The sequence below is a fragment of the Amphibacillus cookii genome, assembly GCF_016908375.1.
In the GTDB taxonomy this organism is placed as follows: domain Bacteria; phylum Bacillota; class Bacilli; order Bacillales; family Amphibacillaceae; genus Amphibacillus_C; species Amphibacillus_C cookii.
This window is the reverse complement of record NZ_JAFBDS010000007.1, coordinates 232,663-249,800: the sequence shown is the minus strand read 5'-3', so window position 1 is coordinate 249,800 and position 17,138 is coordinate 232,663. Positions and strand designations below refer to the sequence as shown.

General features: G+C 36.8%; 12 protein-coding genes. 6 read left to right on the top strand and 6 right to left on the bottom strand.

Translation table 11 applies throughout. The features are described 5' to 3' along the window. Positions 1–55 precede the first annotated feature (55 nt). Positions 56–871, bottom strand: coding sequence for a recombination regulator RecX (gene recX, locus JOE23_RS11905; protein ID WP_204438659.1), 816 nt, complete (start codon positions 869–871; stop codon positions 56–58). Between the two features lie 338 nt (positions 872–1,209). Further along, complete coding sequence (locus tag JOE23_RS11900) at positions 1,210–1,509, bottom strand: hypothetical protein (RefSeq protein ID WP_204438657.1); 300 nt, start codon at positions 1,507–1,509, stop codon at positions 1,210–1,212. A 147-nt stretch (positions 1,510–1,656) separates the two neighbouring features. Between JOE23_RS11900 and JOE23_RS11895 the strand changes: the two genes are divergently transcribed. Then, entirely contained in the window at positions 1,657–2,079 is a 423-nt protein-coding gene (locus JOE23_RS11895; RefSeq protein ID WP_204438656.1) for a helix-turn-helix transcriptional regulator, read from the top strand. A gap of 153 nt (positions 2,080–2,232) precedes the next feature. Here JOE23_RS11895 and JOE23_RS11890 read toward each other — a convergent pair whose 3' ends face one another. Further along, entirely contained in the window at positions 2,233–2,874 is a 642-nt protein-coding gene (locus JOE23_RS11890; protein WP_204438655.1) for a helix-turn-helix transcriptional regulator, read from the bottom strand. Positions 2,875–3,167: 293 nt separating this feature from the next. Between JOE23_RS11890 and JOE23_RS11885 the strand changes: the two genes are divergently transcribed. Next, positions 3,168–3,413: a DUF1450 domain-containing protein gene (locus JOE23_RS11885; protein WP_204438691.1), complete on the top strand. Its 246-nt coding sequence runs from the start codon at positions 3,168–3,170 to the stop codon at positions 3,411–3,413. 377 nt (positions 3,414–3,790) lie between these two features. Here JOE23_RS11885 and JOE23_RS18190 read toward each other — a convergent pair whose 3' ends face one another. Beyond that, complete coding sequence (locus JOE23_RS18190) at positions 3,791–5,575, bottom strand: methyl-accepting chemotaxis protein (protein WP_204438654.1); 1,785 nt, start codon at positions 5,573–5,575, stop codon at positions 3,791–3,793. A 677-nt stretch (positions 5,576–6,252) separates the two neighbouring features. Here JOE23_RS18190 and JOE23_RS11875 point away from each other — a divergent pair. The 3 genes from JOE23_RS11875 to JOE23_RS11865 are packed head-to-tail and all read left to right on the top strand — an operon-like array spanning position 6,253 to position 10,047. Beyond that, positions 6,253–8,529 (top strand): ribonucleoside-diphosphate reductase subunit alpha, encoded by a 2,277-nt coding sequence (locus tag JOE23_RS11875; RefSeq protein WP_204438653.1) that lies wholly within the window; start codon positions 6,253–6,255, stop codon positions 8,527–8,529. Between the two features lie 13 nt (positions 8,530–8,542). Further along, entirely contained in the window at positions 8,543–9,592 is a 1,050-nt protein-coding gene (locus JOE23_RS11870; RefSeq protein ID WP_204438652.1) for a ribonucleotide-diphosphate reductase subunit beta, read from the top strand. Positions 9,593–9,606: 14 nt separating this feature from the next. After that, positions 9,607–10,047 (top strand): flavodoxin domain-containing protein, encoded by a 441-nt coding sequence (locus tag JOE23_RS11865; RefSeq protein ID WP_204438651.1) that lies wholly within the window; start codon positions 9,607–9,609, stop codon positions 10,045–10,047. Positions 10,048–10,554: 507 nt separating this feature from the next. On the opposite strand, the gene JOE23_RS11860 is transcribed toward JOE23_RS11865, so the two are convergent. Together JOE23_RS11860 and JOE23_RS11855 are read right to left on the bottom strand one after the other, a co-directional pair. Next, positions 10,555–12,597, bottom strand: a complete 2,043-nt coding sequence (locus tag JOE23_RS11860) for a methyl-accepting chemotaxis protein (RefSeq protein WP_204438650.1) — start codon at positions 12,595–12,597, stop codon at positions 10,555–10,557. Positions 12,598–12,897: 300 nt separating this feature from the next. Then, positions 12,898–14,607, bottom strand: coding sequence for an ABC transporter ATP-binding protein (locus JOE23_RS11855; RefSeq protein ID WP_204438649.1), 1,710 nt, complete (start codon positions 14,605–14,607; stop codon positions 12,898–12,900). Positions 14,608–15,533: 926 nt separating this feature from the next. Here JOE23_RS11855 and JOE23_RS11850 point away from each other — a divergent pair. Further along, positions 15,534–16,868, top strand: coding sequence for a hypothetical protein (locus JOE23_RS11850; protein WP_204438647.1), 1,335 nt, complete (start codon positions 15,534–15,536; stop codon positions 16,866–16,868). Positions 16,869–17,138: the final 270 nt, after the last annotated feature.

The window sequence follows — 17,138 nt, the reverse complement described above, 5'->3', positions numbered from 1 at the left end:
CGGTTTACGGACGGTTATCCGTGATAAACACATCTATTCCCAGTATATAACCCCCTCACTCATCATCTAGATGCATATCAAGGTATCGGTCAATCACTTCGGTATCAAACCCTTTTTGATATAGAGCGGCTTTGATCTTTTGCTTTAACATATAACCACTATACTTCTTAGCTTGGCGTCTCTTTAGCTTTTCCCCTTGGTATAGAACAGCTTGCCATTCTTGTTCATTATCCTTTGGTTGCTCTAACAGTTGAAAGGCTTGATTAATAATCGTACTATCAAATCCCTTTTGAACAAGGGTTTGCTTTTGCTTTAACAAAACTTGCTTATATGAATAGCGACTTGACTTATTTGCTTGTTTCATTAACCATTGCCGAACGCGCTCAATTTGCTCCTCTGTCGTAAAAACCAATAAGGCTTGATCAATTTCTGATTGGTGTACGCCTTTTTCCTTTAACTCCAGTTGAATGCGTTGCGGACCTTTCAACGTTGTATTCTTTTTTGTTGACACGTATGCTTTAGCAAAAGCTTGATCATCTAAAAGTTTCTCACTTTCTAATCGATTAATGATCGCATCAATCTGGTCTTGATCAATCTCTTTCTTAATCAAATAATCTCTCATCTCTTTAATCGATCGCATACGATGCCCTAAATACGTCAATGCTTGACTATAACCTTTATATAATGTATCGGCCTGCAACAAGGCATCAATCGTCGTTTGATCTAGTTCTTGCCCTTTTTTTAAACCTTCTTTAATTAACGTTTCTTCCTCGACACTAAACCCGTACTGTTCTTGTCCTGAGCTGTTAACAAATACATTATAACGATTTTTATTATGCTTCTGGACAGTTATTCTCGTGACTTTCGGCATCTAGCTCACCTCTTTTACGTATTATATCATGGCAAGTAGACCATAAAACACACCTTCAATCAGTGGGCGGAGGGCTACAGGACGTAGGTTCATGTAGACGTGGGCCTACAGGATGTAGGTCCTGCAGACGTTGCCACAGGACGTGGCGGTTTTAGTCTATGATCTTCCCCACCCACTGATGGGTATCAGGACATTAGCGTCCGTTAGCTCCCGCCTAAACAGATGATCTACTCCCTATTTAGACGCGAGGATTTTACGGACAGTTATCTGTGATAAAAATCGATATTATCAAAACTGATAATATCGATTAACTTAATCCATATTAAAGATATCATCAATTAAAGCATTGAGCGAGATATCTTCACTTCTGTTCGCTTGGTTAAAGTAATAATCGCGTCAGCCTTTGCACGATCAAAGTTATCGCCAAAGCCATATCCAGTTGTTACATTTGCCCATTCAAGATCAAGTGCCATCTGCCATACTGGAATCTTAGAATCAGCTTGTACATTTATACAGAGCCATTCTGGATAATCAGCCAGGTGAACGACTTGAATATATTGGTCGAACGATGCAAAAAAATGCAAATCAAAACCGTTTTTCTTCCAATCTAACTTATTAATTAGTAAACACCCTACCATCTCACCACTCCTTTTAGTTCTTAATAAGAACATTTTACTACAAGAGTACCAAAAGAACAACAATATACCCATAAATTGGTGTAAATCATGGTAGGATTACGTCATGAATTGATATTTTTGATATAAATGATAGCGAGTGATAAAATAATGATGCTTAAATTGGCCACAAATATAAAATATTATCGCAAGCAGTATAATTGGACTCAGCAACAGCTTGCAAATGAATTAGCGATTTCAAGATCAGTTATAGCCAAATGGGAAAATGGTGATGTTTTACCAGATTTAATGGCCTTGATTAAACTAAGTCGCTTATTTAATCAAACGGTCGATCACTTGCTTGGTATAAATAGCCAAACTGATCAGCTGTTAAATGATTTTCAGCAGTTTTATCAAACGAACAGCGAAAATGAGCCCGTCATTGATGAAAATTTATTAAATACGATTGATTATTTAGTTAAAAATCCACTTTTAAAAGAACAAATTGAACGCCTAAGCCATTTATCGATTAAGCAACAAAAAGCTGTTCAGCGTATACTTCAAACGACGTTAAATGAGGCAGAACGATTATGATGACGAAGAACTTTTAAAATGCATCCCTTAATTGATGTTACTTTAAAAACGATCTTACAGTCACTACTTTTAATGGATAAGCAATCGCACAGTCTTACTACCAATATAGACCATGCTTCTGTTGAAACAGAAGCATGGTCTATATTTATCAGTTCACTCATTCGATTCTTCCTTAATGACATATTTACAGCTTCTTTCGCCCTTAGCAATACAAGCCACCCTTTCAACTTGTTCTGTTCCAAGGACTTCCTTAAATAACGCCAACTCACATTGACAAGGTTTATCATAACGGTCAGCAATGGCTGCAATCGGACAATTGAATTGCTCAAAACTAACACCATCGATGTTCTCGTCTTCATTAAATTCCGCCATGTAGCCATTATTCTGTTGCACTTCTACTAACTGCTTTACTCGCTCTACAAGGGGGTCATCTTGGTAAATACGACGTTGATACTTCTTACGCATCCGCTTCTCCCTATTATTAAAAAGGGTATCAATCGCTTCATTCCCCATGCTTTCTTGAATATCTTGTAAGATCTCAACCGCTACTTTGTCATAATTATTCGGAAAAAGCTTGTTGCCTTCTTCCGTTAAACGATAAAATATCACCGGTCGTCCCATCGGTTGACGAACGGTTCTTGAGCGAATCAGCTCTTCACCTTCTAATTTCACTAAATGCTTTCTTACCGCCATCTCCGTAATATCGAGATGCTCTTTTAAACCACTCACTGATAATTCTTGACATTTTTTTAATAATTCTAATATTGCTTGACGCGTCGACATATCTTTAGCCATTTCCAACACCTACCCTTATCACTATATTAACGAAAAAAGTTTGTGAAGTAAATAACAAACTCTATTTTTTATAATTATTTATCTGCTTAGTTTGCTAAAATGGTGAAATTTTTCACAAATACTTATGTTTGACTAACAAATATCTAAATTGCTAGATTGCGATTACACACTTCACTATCAATTTCAATCATGTACACGGCTTAATCTAAAATAAGCATAATAACTGACAGAATTCTAATATTAATATATAATGATAAATTTAGTATAGCATATAAGATTGGAGTGTGATTACAATCGGTATTGTTATTGTCGAAATATGCGAAAGTAATCTATTACAAACCATAGAAGCCGAGCAATTATTCGAATCAGAATATCCAGAAGTCTCTGTTCTCATTAGCGATTGTTTATCTTTTTGTGGACTTTGTCGCTTAAAACCATATGCCCTTGTAAACGGACATAGAATAAAAGGAAAAGACGTTGATGATTGTATAAATAAGATTCGGCAAGCGATCGAAGCGGAACTTACCCTTTATCAATAACTCAACGTTCGCACACTGAAAATAGTCATTCAATCTTCTCCTACGTTTAGCACGTTATGTCGTTCTGAAAAGCTAGGGATTCGCTTTTCGCGAGGGCTAACTTTAGAAGCTAAGAGCGCTTCTAAAGTCGATCTTCAACTCATCCTATTCCCGCAGAAGTCTCCCTTTGCTTATCTCCACTTAGACTGGGGATACTTCATGCGATTTCTCCATTTTGCGTGCGATCGTAACTAGCTTTCATACTGTGAAAGTTGAGTCAATAATATGTAACTAAAATATTTAATCCGTATGCCAATATTGGCATACGGATATTTTAACCATCATGTTCCTCCATAACGTAATACGGCGCATATGAATGTCTTGCGCTTTGGTAGTTACTACAAATTAAATTCCTTTACTAAATCAGTTAATTTCTTAGACGATTGACGTAAAGTATTGGCACCGTCAGATATCTCCTCAATTGCACTTGAAGCTTCTTCTACTGAGGCCGACGTCTGTTCAACTCCAGCAGCCGATTGTTCAGATATCGAAGCAATCTCTTGAACCGAACCATTAACTTGTTCGGTATCACTCGCTAATTGCGATAAACCTGACATGACAGTATCAACATGATTAGTCATATTAGAAATCGCCTGCTCAATTGCTTTAAAGCGCTCACCAGTTGCTTCAATATCAATCGTTCCTTGAGCAACTTCCTCATAGCCTTGCTTAAGCGTACCCGTCACTTCTTTGGACTCCGATTGAATCGTCATAACAATATTAGTTATATCTGTAACAGACTCACTGACTTGCTCTGCTAATTTTCTTACCTCATCTGCGACAACCGCAAAACCAAGACCTTGTTCACCAGCTCTTGCTGCTTCAATCGCCGCATTTAATGCCAATAAATTGGTTTGATCTGCAATATCTTTAATAACAGCAATTAACTTCGAAATTTGTTTGGTTTGTTGATCAAGCCCTTCAACTCTCCCTACCGCATTTTTCACAATTTGGTCAATACTGCTCATTTGCTTAATCGATTTTGTCATTGCTGTATTACCTGAATCTGTCTCTGTTAATACTTGATCTGAAGATGCATTAATGGTCTCACTACTCGTATGAAGCGCTGTCATTTTCTCAGCAAATGACCTCATGGTCTCAGCTAAATCTCCGGCATGATTCGCCTGCGTTTCTGTACCAGAAGCTAGCTCCTCCATAGTCGCAGCAATCTGCTCAGTACCTGATTTAACATCATCTGAAGATTGATATAATTGCTCACTCTGTCGATCAACCAACTGAGAGGTTTGTTTAATTTGATTGATCATTGTTATTAACTGCGTTCTCATCTGATTGATTGAACTTGACAAACGACCAATCTCGTCTTTTCCTTGATAATCAATTAATTCAACATTTAAGTCCCCTGTAGCAATCCGATCACTAATGTTAACAACTGATCTTAAATGTTTTGAAACATGACGACTTATGAGAATAACTAAGATAAGACCAATTAAAAATGATACAAGCATTGAACTTATTAAAATAACAAGCGCAAAGTTTTGGCTTTGTTCAGCATCCACTACCGCAGCATCTCGATCGTCAATAATATGCTCACGTAAATATTCAAAGTAAAGTGAAGTTGTTGAAGTTAAATTTGTATAACGATTCACATATAAGCGAACAGTCGTTTCAGCCTCACCAACAATTGGTACCAACTCTTCATAAAACATTTCATCCAAGCTCTGATTATGATCAACTACTTCATTGAAAAGCGTTTCTTGCTGATCGCCATTGATGCCTTCATCTAAATGATCCAATAAATAGTTGACACGTTCCTTTCTTTCTTCAAAATCATTCATATGTGTCTCATTACCAAATTGAACATAGGAAAGCGCCGCTAGTGCTTTAGCGTTGATTTCTGAACTCAATTCATTCGTTAATAAGGCACGATCTCCTTGTTCCTGCAACATTCTCATATCTGATTGGGATTGAATAACTGATAGAGCAACCAAGGTCGTTGAAATCATTAACAATATAAAAATAATTAAAATAGCTAGACCATATTTCCCACCAATCGAAATGTTATGTAAATGAAATGATTTTAATTTCCTTTCTTTTGTTATATCTTTCTTTTTCTTTAAACCGATAGTCTTTGTTATCTTCTTCTTTCTAAAAGGTTTAATCACCTTCACCGCCTCCTTTTGAAACGCTTACATTTTTTGTCGGAATGATAGTTTATCGGCCAAACAAACTATATCTAATATACTATACTGAAGATAATATGAATACAAGTAGTAATTTGATTTTGAATGCAGAAAAGGAAGAAAGTAATATAATAATAACTTGCTAACCTTATATGATTTTTAATCTTCTACAGCTCTTGTTCCTCAAGTTGTCTCCTATCTAAATGGATGAGCGCTGCTCTGTATTTTGAGGTGGGTGTTTTACATACGGTTATCTGTGATAAAGCTATCAAGTCATTTTAATTTCGTGTGTTTCTTAAGATTTATATTTGTTTGTTATTAGGCTAAATTACCTATGTTATTTTCAATCAAACATTGCGATAATAGTAAAAGACTTTCTAAACTTTTTAGTTCGTTTTAATAGACAAACACATTTTTATGCGCTAATATACTATATATAGTGATTGAAAGACATCGACATCACTATATATAGTATTTTTGTTTATCCATGCTTTCAAAGATAAGTCAGCGATACAGTAGAATTTTCAACATTCTTAAATATAAGAAAGACTTACCCCCATTCACTCAGTAACATCGAATGTGCGTTTGTCTATCTATTTTTATTTAATTACATAACTAGTGGAAAAATTCATCTGTAAGACATAAGGAGGACCCCTAAAATGGCAATAGTTACTGAACGTATTGAACAGAAGTTAGATGAGCTTGCTACAAAACACAATGTTGATCTAACTGCATTGAAGGACAAAGTTAATCAAGTGAAAAACAATGAAGAAGAAGCAAACCAAACAGCATTATTTTATGCATTGAACCAAATTGCAATGGATCAGCCGAATTGGACGTTTATTGCAGCCGATTTTTATTTAAATCAACTCTATCGTGAAGCAAGTATCAATAGAAGTTATCATCACCATTTAAAATATGGGAATTTTTCAAAATTAGTTGATCAATTAACAAAAGAAGGTATATATGATCAGGCATTACAACAAGCGTATTCAACAGAGGAGTTAAAGGAGCTAGAACAAGAAATTGTTCCTGAGCGTGATCAATTATTCAACTATATTGGTTTGTTCTTGCTTGCTGATCGCTATTTAGCTAGAGACCACGAGCGCAATCTTTATGAACTGCCACAAGAACGCTTTATGATTATTGCGATGACACTCATGCAAAACGAACCAGTAGACAAACGTCTCGATCTAGTTAAAGAAGCTTATTGGGCCCTATCAAATCTTTATATGACTGTAGCCACACCAACTTTGTCAAATGCTGGGAAAAGTTACGGCCAGCTCTCTTCATGCTTTATCGATACTGTCGATGATTCACTTGATGGTATCTATTTAAACAACTGGGACATCGCTCGTCTTAGTAAAGGTGGCGGGGGCATCGGGATCTATTATGGGAAAGTACGTGCACTTGGATCTGATATTAAGAAATTTAAAGGAAATTCATCAGGCATTGTTCCTTGGATACGTTTGATTAACGACACCGCAGTAAGCGTCGATCAGCTTGGTCAACGTCAAGGGGCCGTCGCTGTATATCTCGATGTCTTTCATAAAGACATCATGAATGGCTTCTTAGATTTAAAAACAAATAACGGTGATGAGCGTCGAAAAGCACATGATATTTTTACAGGCGTCTCTATTCCCGACTTATTTATGGAACAATTGCAAGTGACCGATGAAAATGGAAAGAGTATTGGTGAATGGCATACGTTCTGTCCACATCAAGTAAAGCAAGTGATGGGTTGGAAAGATGAAAATGGCCAACCGCTTGGATTAGAAGATTTTTATGATGAGGTAGACGATAAATACTTTTCAGAAAAATATCAAGAAGCGGTCAATCACCCACTATTACCAAGAAAAACTTATAGAGCAATGGATATTATGGCTAGAATAATGGTCGCACAACTTGAAACTGGAACACCTTATATGTTCTATCGTGATGAAGTTAACCGTCAAAATCCAAATAAGCATGACCGTGGAGTTGGACGTACATCCATTTATTCTAGTAATTTATGTACGGAAATTGCACAAAATATGTCACCAACTTCTATTGTAAAAGAATTTCAAGATCAAGATGGCAACATTGTCATCGTTAGAAAACCAGGGGACTTTGTCGTTTGTAACTTGTCTTCGATCAATTTAGCAGTTGCGGTGCCAGGACAAGTATTAGAGCGACTGATTCGAATTCAAGTACGAATGCTCGATAATGTCATTGATCTAAATACAATTAGTGTTGGACAAGCCCAAGCAACGAATCAAAAATATCGCGCCGTCGGTCTTGGTACATTCGGTTGGCACCACCTTCTTGCTTTAGAGCACCTTCATTGGGAGAGTGATCAAGCTGTTGATTATGCCGATCAATTATATGAGGATATTGCTTATTATACAATTCAAGCTTCAATGGAGTTAGCTGAAGAAAAAGGCGCATATCAGAAATTTGAGGGTTCAGAATGGCAAACAGGTCGGTATTTCGAACGTCGCAACTACACGAGTGAACGATGGACTCAACTTCGTAAAAAAGTGGCCAACAAAGGTTTGCGTAATGGCTGGTTAATGGCTGTGGCTCCTAATTCTTCAACAGCTAAAATTGGTGGTTCAACGGATGGCATTGATCCCATTTATGCGGTAGAGTACGCTGAAGAAAAGAAAAACTTTAAATTTAAAGTAACGGTTCCTGATTTAGATCATGTCACTTACACGTATTATCGTCGTGCACGTCACGAATTAGATCAGGTCTGGAGTATTAAACAAAACGCCCGCCGTCAACGTCATATTGATCAAGGGATTAGCTTTAATTTATATGTTCGACACGATATTAAAGCACGGGATTTATTGAATTTACATTTAGCTGCATGGGAACATGGACTAAAGACAACTTATTATGTACGCAGTACTTCCCAAACCGAAATCGATGAATGTGAAGCATGTCATAGTTAAGGAGGATTTTCTAATGAGCTTTGTCGATACACCTTTAACAAAAATAAAATTACTAAACCCAACCTATCCTAATAAATCAACAGGACTGATTAATGGTCAGTCCTCCGGTTTATTAAATTGGAATGATATCGCCTATCCTCAAATGTATGATTTGTATCAAACTTTGCTATCAAATTTTTGGAAGGCACAAGAAATTAATATGCAAGATGACATTAAACAATGGGACCATCTCACTGAGACTGAGCGTGATGTATTTTTAAGAATTAATACACAGCTCGCTTCACTAGATAGTCTACAAACACCAACAATGACACAAGTGATGGATTACGTGACTGACTCTAGCTTTAAAGCTATTTTTGCTGTTATTGCCCAGCAAGAAGCCGTGCATAACGAATCATATTCTTATATTTTAAGCTCACTTGTCCCAGTGGATGAACAAAATCAGCGTTTTAACCAAGCGAAAGCTGACCCTATTGTTCAAAAACGTAATCAACTAATTCTCGATAGTTATGATGCCTTTCATCAAGAGCCAACACCACAACGTTTATTTGAATTAGCGATCAATTCAATCAATTTGGAAGGGATTTATTTCTATGCGGGGTTTGCCTTTTTCTATCATTTAGCCCGCCAGCAAAAAATGTTAAAAACAAGTACAATGATTAGTTACATTCAACGTGATGAAATGCAACATGCCTATTTCATCTCACAATTTATTCGTATTTTATTAACAGAAAATCCTGAATTAAACACAGATGAGAATATTTCTTTTGCCTATCAAACGATTGATCATGCGGTTCAACTTGAAAAAGAATGGGCTGATTATATTTTAAAAGATATTGAGGGTATTGATCTTAATGAGTTCCATCATTACGTTGAATATCTTGCAAATAAACGATTTCGACAAATCGGCCTCGATAACTATTATCCTGAGCGCGACAATCCAATGGCCTGGATTCACGTCTTTAGCGACGAAATGATGAATGAAACCAAGTCTGACTTTTTCGAACAAAAATCACGCACCTATACGAAAGTTTCATCTTCAAATGGATTTGACGAGCTTTAGAAAGGAATGATCTGATGAAAGCCTTAGTCGTTTATAGTTCAGTCACTGGAAATACAAGCATATTAGCTGAAGCCATCTATCATGAAATGATTAAGCACATCGATCATGTTGATTTTTTAACGATTGACGAAGTTGATTATCAGCAATTGGCGACGTACGATGTATTAGCGATCGGCACTTATACATGGGGAAATGGTGAATTACCACCTGAGATGGACGACCTTTATTACGAAATCGAGCAACAAAGTGTCGGTCACCTGATGACAGGAATATTCGGTACGGGCGACAGCTTCTACCCTTATTTCTGTGGAGCTGTTGATCATTTTAGAGATATGCTTTTTGTTCATACCGAACTTGCCGTTACCTTAAAAGTTGAACTCGTTCCTCAAACAGAAGATTTGAACAAAGTCTCAACATTTTGCAGCCGTCTTGTTAGAACGCGTGTTACTGTATAATAAAAAAACAGCTAGAAATATGCTCTTTTACGCATCCTTTAGGAAATAAACGAGCTTATTTCAAGGTAAAAAGAAAGCGACACTACAATTGAAACCTTGTAGCGTCGCTTCTTCAGGTTCTTTGTCAAATGACGTTGGTGAGAATTATTGCCGATTTTATAAGTGGATGTTTGTTTGATTAGGTGCATTTTGGGCTGGTTTCGATTCAATAGATCTTAACTTAATTTAAATGTCTATCTACACGTAAATTCATACGGGTTCGGTCAGGAAGTGATGAGACTCCTGCAGGAATAGCACGAGCTGAAGATCCACTCATGTGCGCGTTTGGTGCGCACATGAGTTAGCTGAAGCCGTGCCTGCGGAAAGCGAATCACTGGATGACCGAACCCATTTCTATTTTTAGAGAAATAGAAAAGACGTTAGCGAAAGTCTACCCCCATTTCACAAACGCATGAAATGGAGAATTCCCTTCACCAACGTCAAATAGTATACAACCCTTCTTCATGCCTATTCTTCTATTTTAAATTGCTTCATTTGTTTTTCTAATGCTTCACCTGATGCCTGAAGACTTTCTGCTGATTCCGTCACTGTTTTTAATGCTTCCAATTGTTCAGAAGCAGATGCATCTACTTGTTCACTTGAAGCAGCTGTTTGTTGAAGAATTGAAGCAATATTGCTAATGGATTCAACGACATTTTCCTTGTATTGATCAATTTGATTAAGATCCTCACCTATTGTATTAATCGCATTAACCATACGCTGATTCTGTTCTGAGATGTCCTCGAATAATTGCGAAGATTCTTCTGCTACTTGATTTTGTTGAGACGTAATATCTTGTGTCGTAGCAATTTGATTGACGGCTTCATTTGAAACCTTTTGAATGCTCTGAATCATTTCAGATATGTTCGTTGTTGCACCAGAGGTTTGCTCTGCTAGCTTACGCACTTCTTCAGCTACCACTGCGAAACCTTTCCCTTGTTCACCTGCACGCGCGGCTTCAATAGACGCATTTAATGCCAGTAAATTGGTTTGTTCAGAGATATCACTAATCGTATTTACAATCGTACCGATCTCGACAATTTGAGTTGACAAATTATTCACTACAGTACCAATCTCATTAACGACTTGAAGAGATTGATTCGCTCCAGATTTTAACGTTCCCATTTGATCCAGGCCTCGCGTATTAATATCTGCAACTTCATTTGAATACTGCTTTAATTGGTCGGTTTGTTTAACGAGATTCGTTAATTGCTCTGATAAGTGAACCGTTTGCTGATTGGTTTGTTCGGCGAAATCGGCTGCTTCACTCGTTCCTTGCGACACTTGATTCATGGCGCGGCTAATTTCCTCACTAGAAGCAGTCGTTTGTTCTGACACAGCACTCAACTGCTCTGTTGCACCTGAAACCGTATGAACAGACGTATGCACTGATCCGACTAATCCCCGGATGTTTTTGACCATTTCATTAAAGTTACCCGTTAGTTCCCCAATCTCGTCTGATGTCGTTGGCTTGATATAAACCGATAAGTCACCCGCCGCAACATGACTAACTTTTTCATTCAAACGTTGGACAGGTTTTGTGATTCGATTAGAAAGAATAATCGCTATAATAATAAAAAGAATAATAATAACAACTGTAATGACAACCATTTGTACTAGCAACTGATTTAACGATGCATAAGCTTCTTGATCTGGAATAATTAGCCCTAACGTCCAATTAGTCCTCGGGATATGTTGATAATAAATATGCGCATCACCAGCATCCAACTCCGTTTGGTGAACACCTGATTCTTGACCGTTCAGCGCATCCATCAAGGAAGCAAGCTGAGAATCATCAGCCAAACTTCTCCCCACGCCATCATTACCATCAGGATGAACGATAAAGGATTGGTCGTCTGCTAATAAGAACGCCTCACCTGAAGTACCTGTATCAATACTTGCGATGAATTGTTGTAACTGGCCAATATCAATTTCACTTGAAATTATCCCTAACAATTCACCGTTCTCTTGATAAAAAGGAATACTTGTTGTAATTAAGCTTGTCCCTAGAACTTCAGAAAAATATGGTAAGGTCCATGAAACTTCACCTGTATCCGCACCAGCTAGATACCAATCATGTGACGGATAATCATAGTCTGGATCTTCAAATTCATCAGTAAAAATTATTTGATCTTGCTCTTTATAACTATAAGGGCCAAAATATTCGACGTCTTCATGATAGCTATACGGTTCGAACCAAACACCGATCCCATAAGTATCTTCATTTAATACAAGAAACTGTTCAAATACATCTGCATACTCGTCATGGGTTAAATTCGTTCCTATCGTTGATGCCAACGCCCCCATCGAATCCCCCAACCTTTGATGACTGACTAATTGCGTATCAGTAAAGTGAACAATGTCATTTGATAAATAATCCATCTTCTCAGCAATTTGTTGTTCCAATTCCTGTTCTGAGAATTTATAACTAAGGATAGACAGTACGAGCATACCTATGATAACCACGGGAATAAAGATTAAAATCTTTTTTCTAATACTAGTCTTTCTCATCTTGTCCCCTCTTTCTAAAATAAATTATTTTGCTTACCCTTAAAATATCGACAAAATTCGACTTTTGTGAATATAAATCATCATAAACATTCTTTGAAAAACATTCCATTTTAGCGCTAACTATATTTTCTATTAAATCTCCCTACATGCGAATAAGCTAGAAAGCTATTAAATAACACTTATCACAAGGAAGGTGTGGTGCTTAAGACGTGCCTTGAAGCATAGCGATTGTTGTCAACAAAAAGTAAATATTAAATAACGAAAAACCGGGTAACTGTCGTTACAGTTACCCGGTTCGATTTAAATAAATTGAGCTTGATGTAGACGACTATAGGCACCATCTTGTTCAATTAATTGTTGGTGTGAACCTTGTTCTTCGATGCCATTTTTCGTGACCACCACAATACGATCGGCATGTTTGATCGTTGCTAAGCGGTGGGCGATGACAAGCGTTGTTCTTCCTTGTGCCAATTCTTCTAAAGATTTTTGAATAGCGATTTCTGTTTCTGTATCAAGCGCAGACGTCGCTTCATCTAAAATTAATATGGGCGGATTTTTTAAAAACATTCGGGCAATCGACAAACGTTGCTTTTGACCACCAGATAATTTCACACCACGTTCTCCAATCACCGTTTCAAGCCCTTCGGGTTGCATTTGAATAAAATCATCTAAGCGCGCTTTCTTTGCGGCCGCTATGATTTCTTCATCCGTCGCATCCAATTTTCCATATGCAATATTTTCTCTAATTGTCCCCGAAAAGAGAAAGACATCCTGTTGGACAATACCAATTTGGCTTCGTAATGATGCTTGCTTAATATGGCGAATATCAACACCATCAATGGTAATTGCACCACCTGTCACTTCATAAAATCGAGGCAATAAACTGCATAACGTCGTTTTACCTGCACCTGAAGGTCCAACAAATGCAATCGTTTCTCCTGGCGAAATCGTTAAATCAATCTTATTTAAAACTTTTTCTAAACCTTGATAACCAAAATCAACTTGCTGATACTTGATCTCTCCAAGCATGTCTAAATCAATGGCGTCCTCAGCATCTTGAATCTCCGGTTCGGTATCCAGCACCTCAGTATAGCGCTTGAAACCTGCAAATCCCTTTGGATAACTTTCAATTACTGCATTAATTTTTTGAATCGGATTAATTAAAATATTAGTCAACAAAATAAAGGCGACAAATTCCCCGTGGCTTAGATCTGCTCCAATCACAAAGTACGATCCAAACATAAGAGCAGATAAAGTAATTAAGCGCATTAACATATAATTCGCTGTCACGTTTTGAGCCATAATCTTATAGGATGTTAGTTTCGTTCGACGATATTGACTATTATTCTCACCAAATTGCTTTTGTTCATGCGCCTCATTAGCAAAAGCTTTTACAACACGAATTCCACCAATGCTATCTTCCACACGTGCATTAATATCTGCTACATCGTGAAACATACGTCTAAATGTTTGCGTCATCTTTTTATTAAAATGAATCGCAAATATAACAATCAATGGAACGACTGTGAAAATAATTAAGGCGAGTTGAAAATCAATCGACATCATAATGATAAAGGAACCGATCAAAGTCATTAACGCCACAAATACATCTTCAGGTCCATGGTGAGCCACTTCACCTATTTCTTCTAAATCTTTTGTCAATCTGGAAATCGAGTGTCCTGTCTTATTATTATCATAATAACCAAATGATAGCTGCTGCATATGCTTAAACAATTTACTGCGCATATCTGTTTCAATATTAATACCTAGCATATGCCCCCAGTATGTCACAATAAAATGAAGCCCCGTATTTAGAACATAAATAGCCAGTAATCCTAGTGATGCCCATAAGATAACACTCCACTCACCAGCTGGTAATAATTGATCGATAACATAATTAACAGCTAGTGGAAAAGCTAATTCTAGTAAACCAACGAAAATAGCTGATATGAAATCTAAAAAAAATAAACCTTTGTAAGGCTTGTAATAAGCAAAAAAACGTCTTAACAATAGAAATTCCCCCTCTTTATTAACCTTCGAACCTCACTTACATAAAACGAAACTTCAATTAGTGGACGGTTTCGTTTTTTGCCCACTGATTGTTAGTTGAGCGAATCAGGACATTAGCGTCCGTTGCGCCCACCTTTATAGATTAACCTCTGCTCTCTATTTTGAAGCGGGCGGTTACCTGTGGTACAGAGAAGACTCAAAAAATTTAAACTTCATTATACCTATGAAGTTGAATTTTCACAAGAAAATAGCTTAACTTTCATATATAGTCAATTATCTTTTTAGCTAAAACCACCTTAATGTTGAAATGAGTATCTATAAAACGAACCTGCAATCCGCGGACGGAGGGCTACAGGATGTAGGTCATGCAGACGTTGCCACAGGACGTGGCGACCTTAGTCTGTAATCCTTCTTAAGGACGTGGCGGTCTTAGTCTGTCATCCTTTGGCGGTTTTAGTCTACGAGCTTACCCACCCACTGATGGGTATCAGGCCGTTAGCGTCCGTTATCATCCACCTCAATCGATTTGCTTTACCCTTTATTTTGAGGAGGATATTACGGACGGTTATCGAAAGCTGTCACTAGTCTATATATCGTTCTTTTTTTCAATATAGTTCCAATAATACTAAGTTGATTTTCCTTTTTCCTTTGTAAAAACAATCAAATCTCACTTTCACCAATGATTAACTAGGATAAAAAGACTATAAAATAGGAGCGAGTACTTTTAAAATACGCTATCAAACAAACGAATTAGATGGTTGATCAATCTCTTTATATCAACTTCTTTTGACAAATAACCACAATTATTATCATCTTTTTTAAGGCGAAATATCTAGAAATAAATGCGTCAAGATGACTAACGAAATTATGAGATAATATGAAAGGAATTTATACAATATTTTTACAGATAAGGATGGATAATAACTATGGAAAAGAAAAAGGTAAAAGTAGGTTTAATTTTTAGTAGTTTAGCATTATTAGCCGTAGCAGGCATATTATTTTACACGCTTTCGTCTTCACCTGAAGTTAAGCTAGCTCAAGCTTTAGGTAAATCTATTAATGCCTCAACCGTAACGGCTGAGAGTACTTTTGACATGACATTAAATTTTGAAAGTAGAGAAAGCAATGATAGCCTTTATAATGGTGGCTTTCTTGATTTTGACATGGAATCCGCAGTTGAAAGTTTCAACGAGTTAACCGGAACAAGCACCGTTCTGGTTGACAATGAAAATGATATTATTGAATTGTCTACTAATACTGAAATTGCAACTTCAATAGACGGACCAACGTTCAACTTGTCCATTCCTTTAAACATTTACATTGATCAATCCAACGATGAGGTGGCGATGGATTTAGATCCATATGCAACGCTTTTAAAAGATTTGATTAATCTTGTAGAAGGCGATGAGAACGTTACTGATGCTTATATTATGACTGAAGAACAAGAAATGTATGATGAATTAATAAATCTCGTCATCGCAACTGTAGAAGAGGCCATTGGCGGGAAAAAATACACAGATACATTGAATGATGAAAATTATGATTATGGCTATGATGAAGAAGTTGATCAGTTTTTCTTTGAACAAATGCTTAAATTCTTTGCTAAAGAGGAAGTGATTACGGAATCAGATGATCAGATTACTTTAACTGTAAACCAACATCTATTTCTTCAAGCATATGAACATGCAATTAACGAATTGGCTGATCACGATCAATTGTTAACTCGCTATGAAGAGGCTTATGGAGATATTAATGAGGTAATCGACTCAATTGATGAGTTAAAGGTAGCTTTCGAAGAAATAGATTTTGAATTAGAAGTAGCTTTTGAAATTGAACAAGAATTGATTATTGCAACAGACTTGACTTTTACGATGAGTGAAGACGATGGTTTAGAATTATTTGAAGTTGAGGTAACTGCCCATACGACTTATTTATATGATCAAGCGCTTGATTATGTATTTTATGGGGAAGATCGAGAACCGTTCACCGAATCAGACATTGAGTATTTAATGAGTGATATTGAATATGTTATTGACGATTTTCTGACGTCTAGTGCAGATGCTTATTATGAAGAAGCAATGGAAGACTATTATGAAACAGCTTTTACCGAAGAAGAATTAATGTTATTTGAAATGATTGAAGATCGTGAAGCATCACATGAAGACTTTTGGATGAGTGAACAAGAATTTTATGAGTGGATCTTAGAATTAGAATCGGTTGGCCTTATCGAAGAAGGAACAGCAGAATACTATAGACCATAAATGATTCAAGGAATGTCTATACTTCCCGTGCGCATTAGAAAAAACAGTTATCAAATCTCCCCCAATTATAAAATAATAATTGGGGGAGATTTTATTTAAGTACCAGTTGCCCTCAATAAACTTATCGAACAATATGGTGATCTCCAACCGCAAGGCGGATATCAAATTGAATCTAAAATCTCACAGATCGCTTACGGTCTCAACATTACCCATTTACTAAGTCAAATAGACCCTGATACTTTAGTATCTCTTTAAATACAAAGTGAAGCT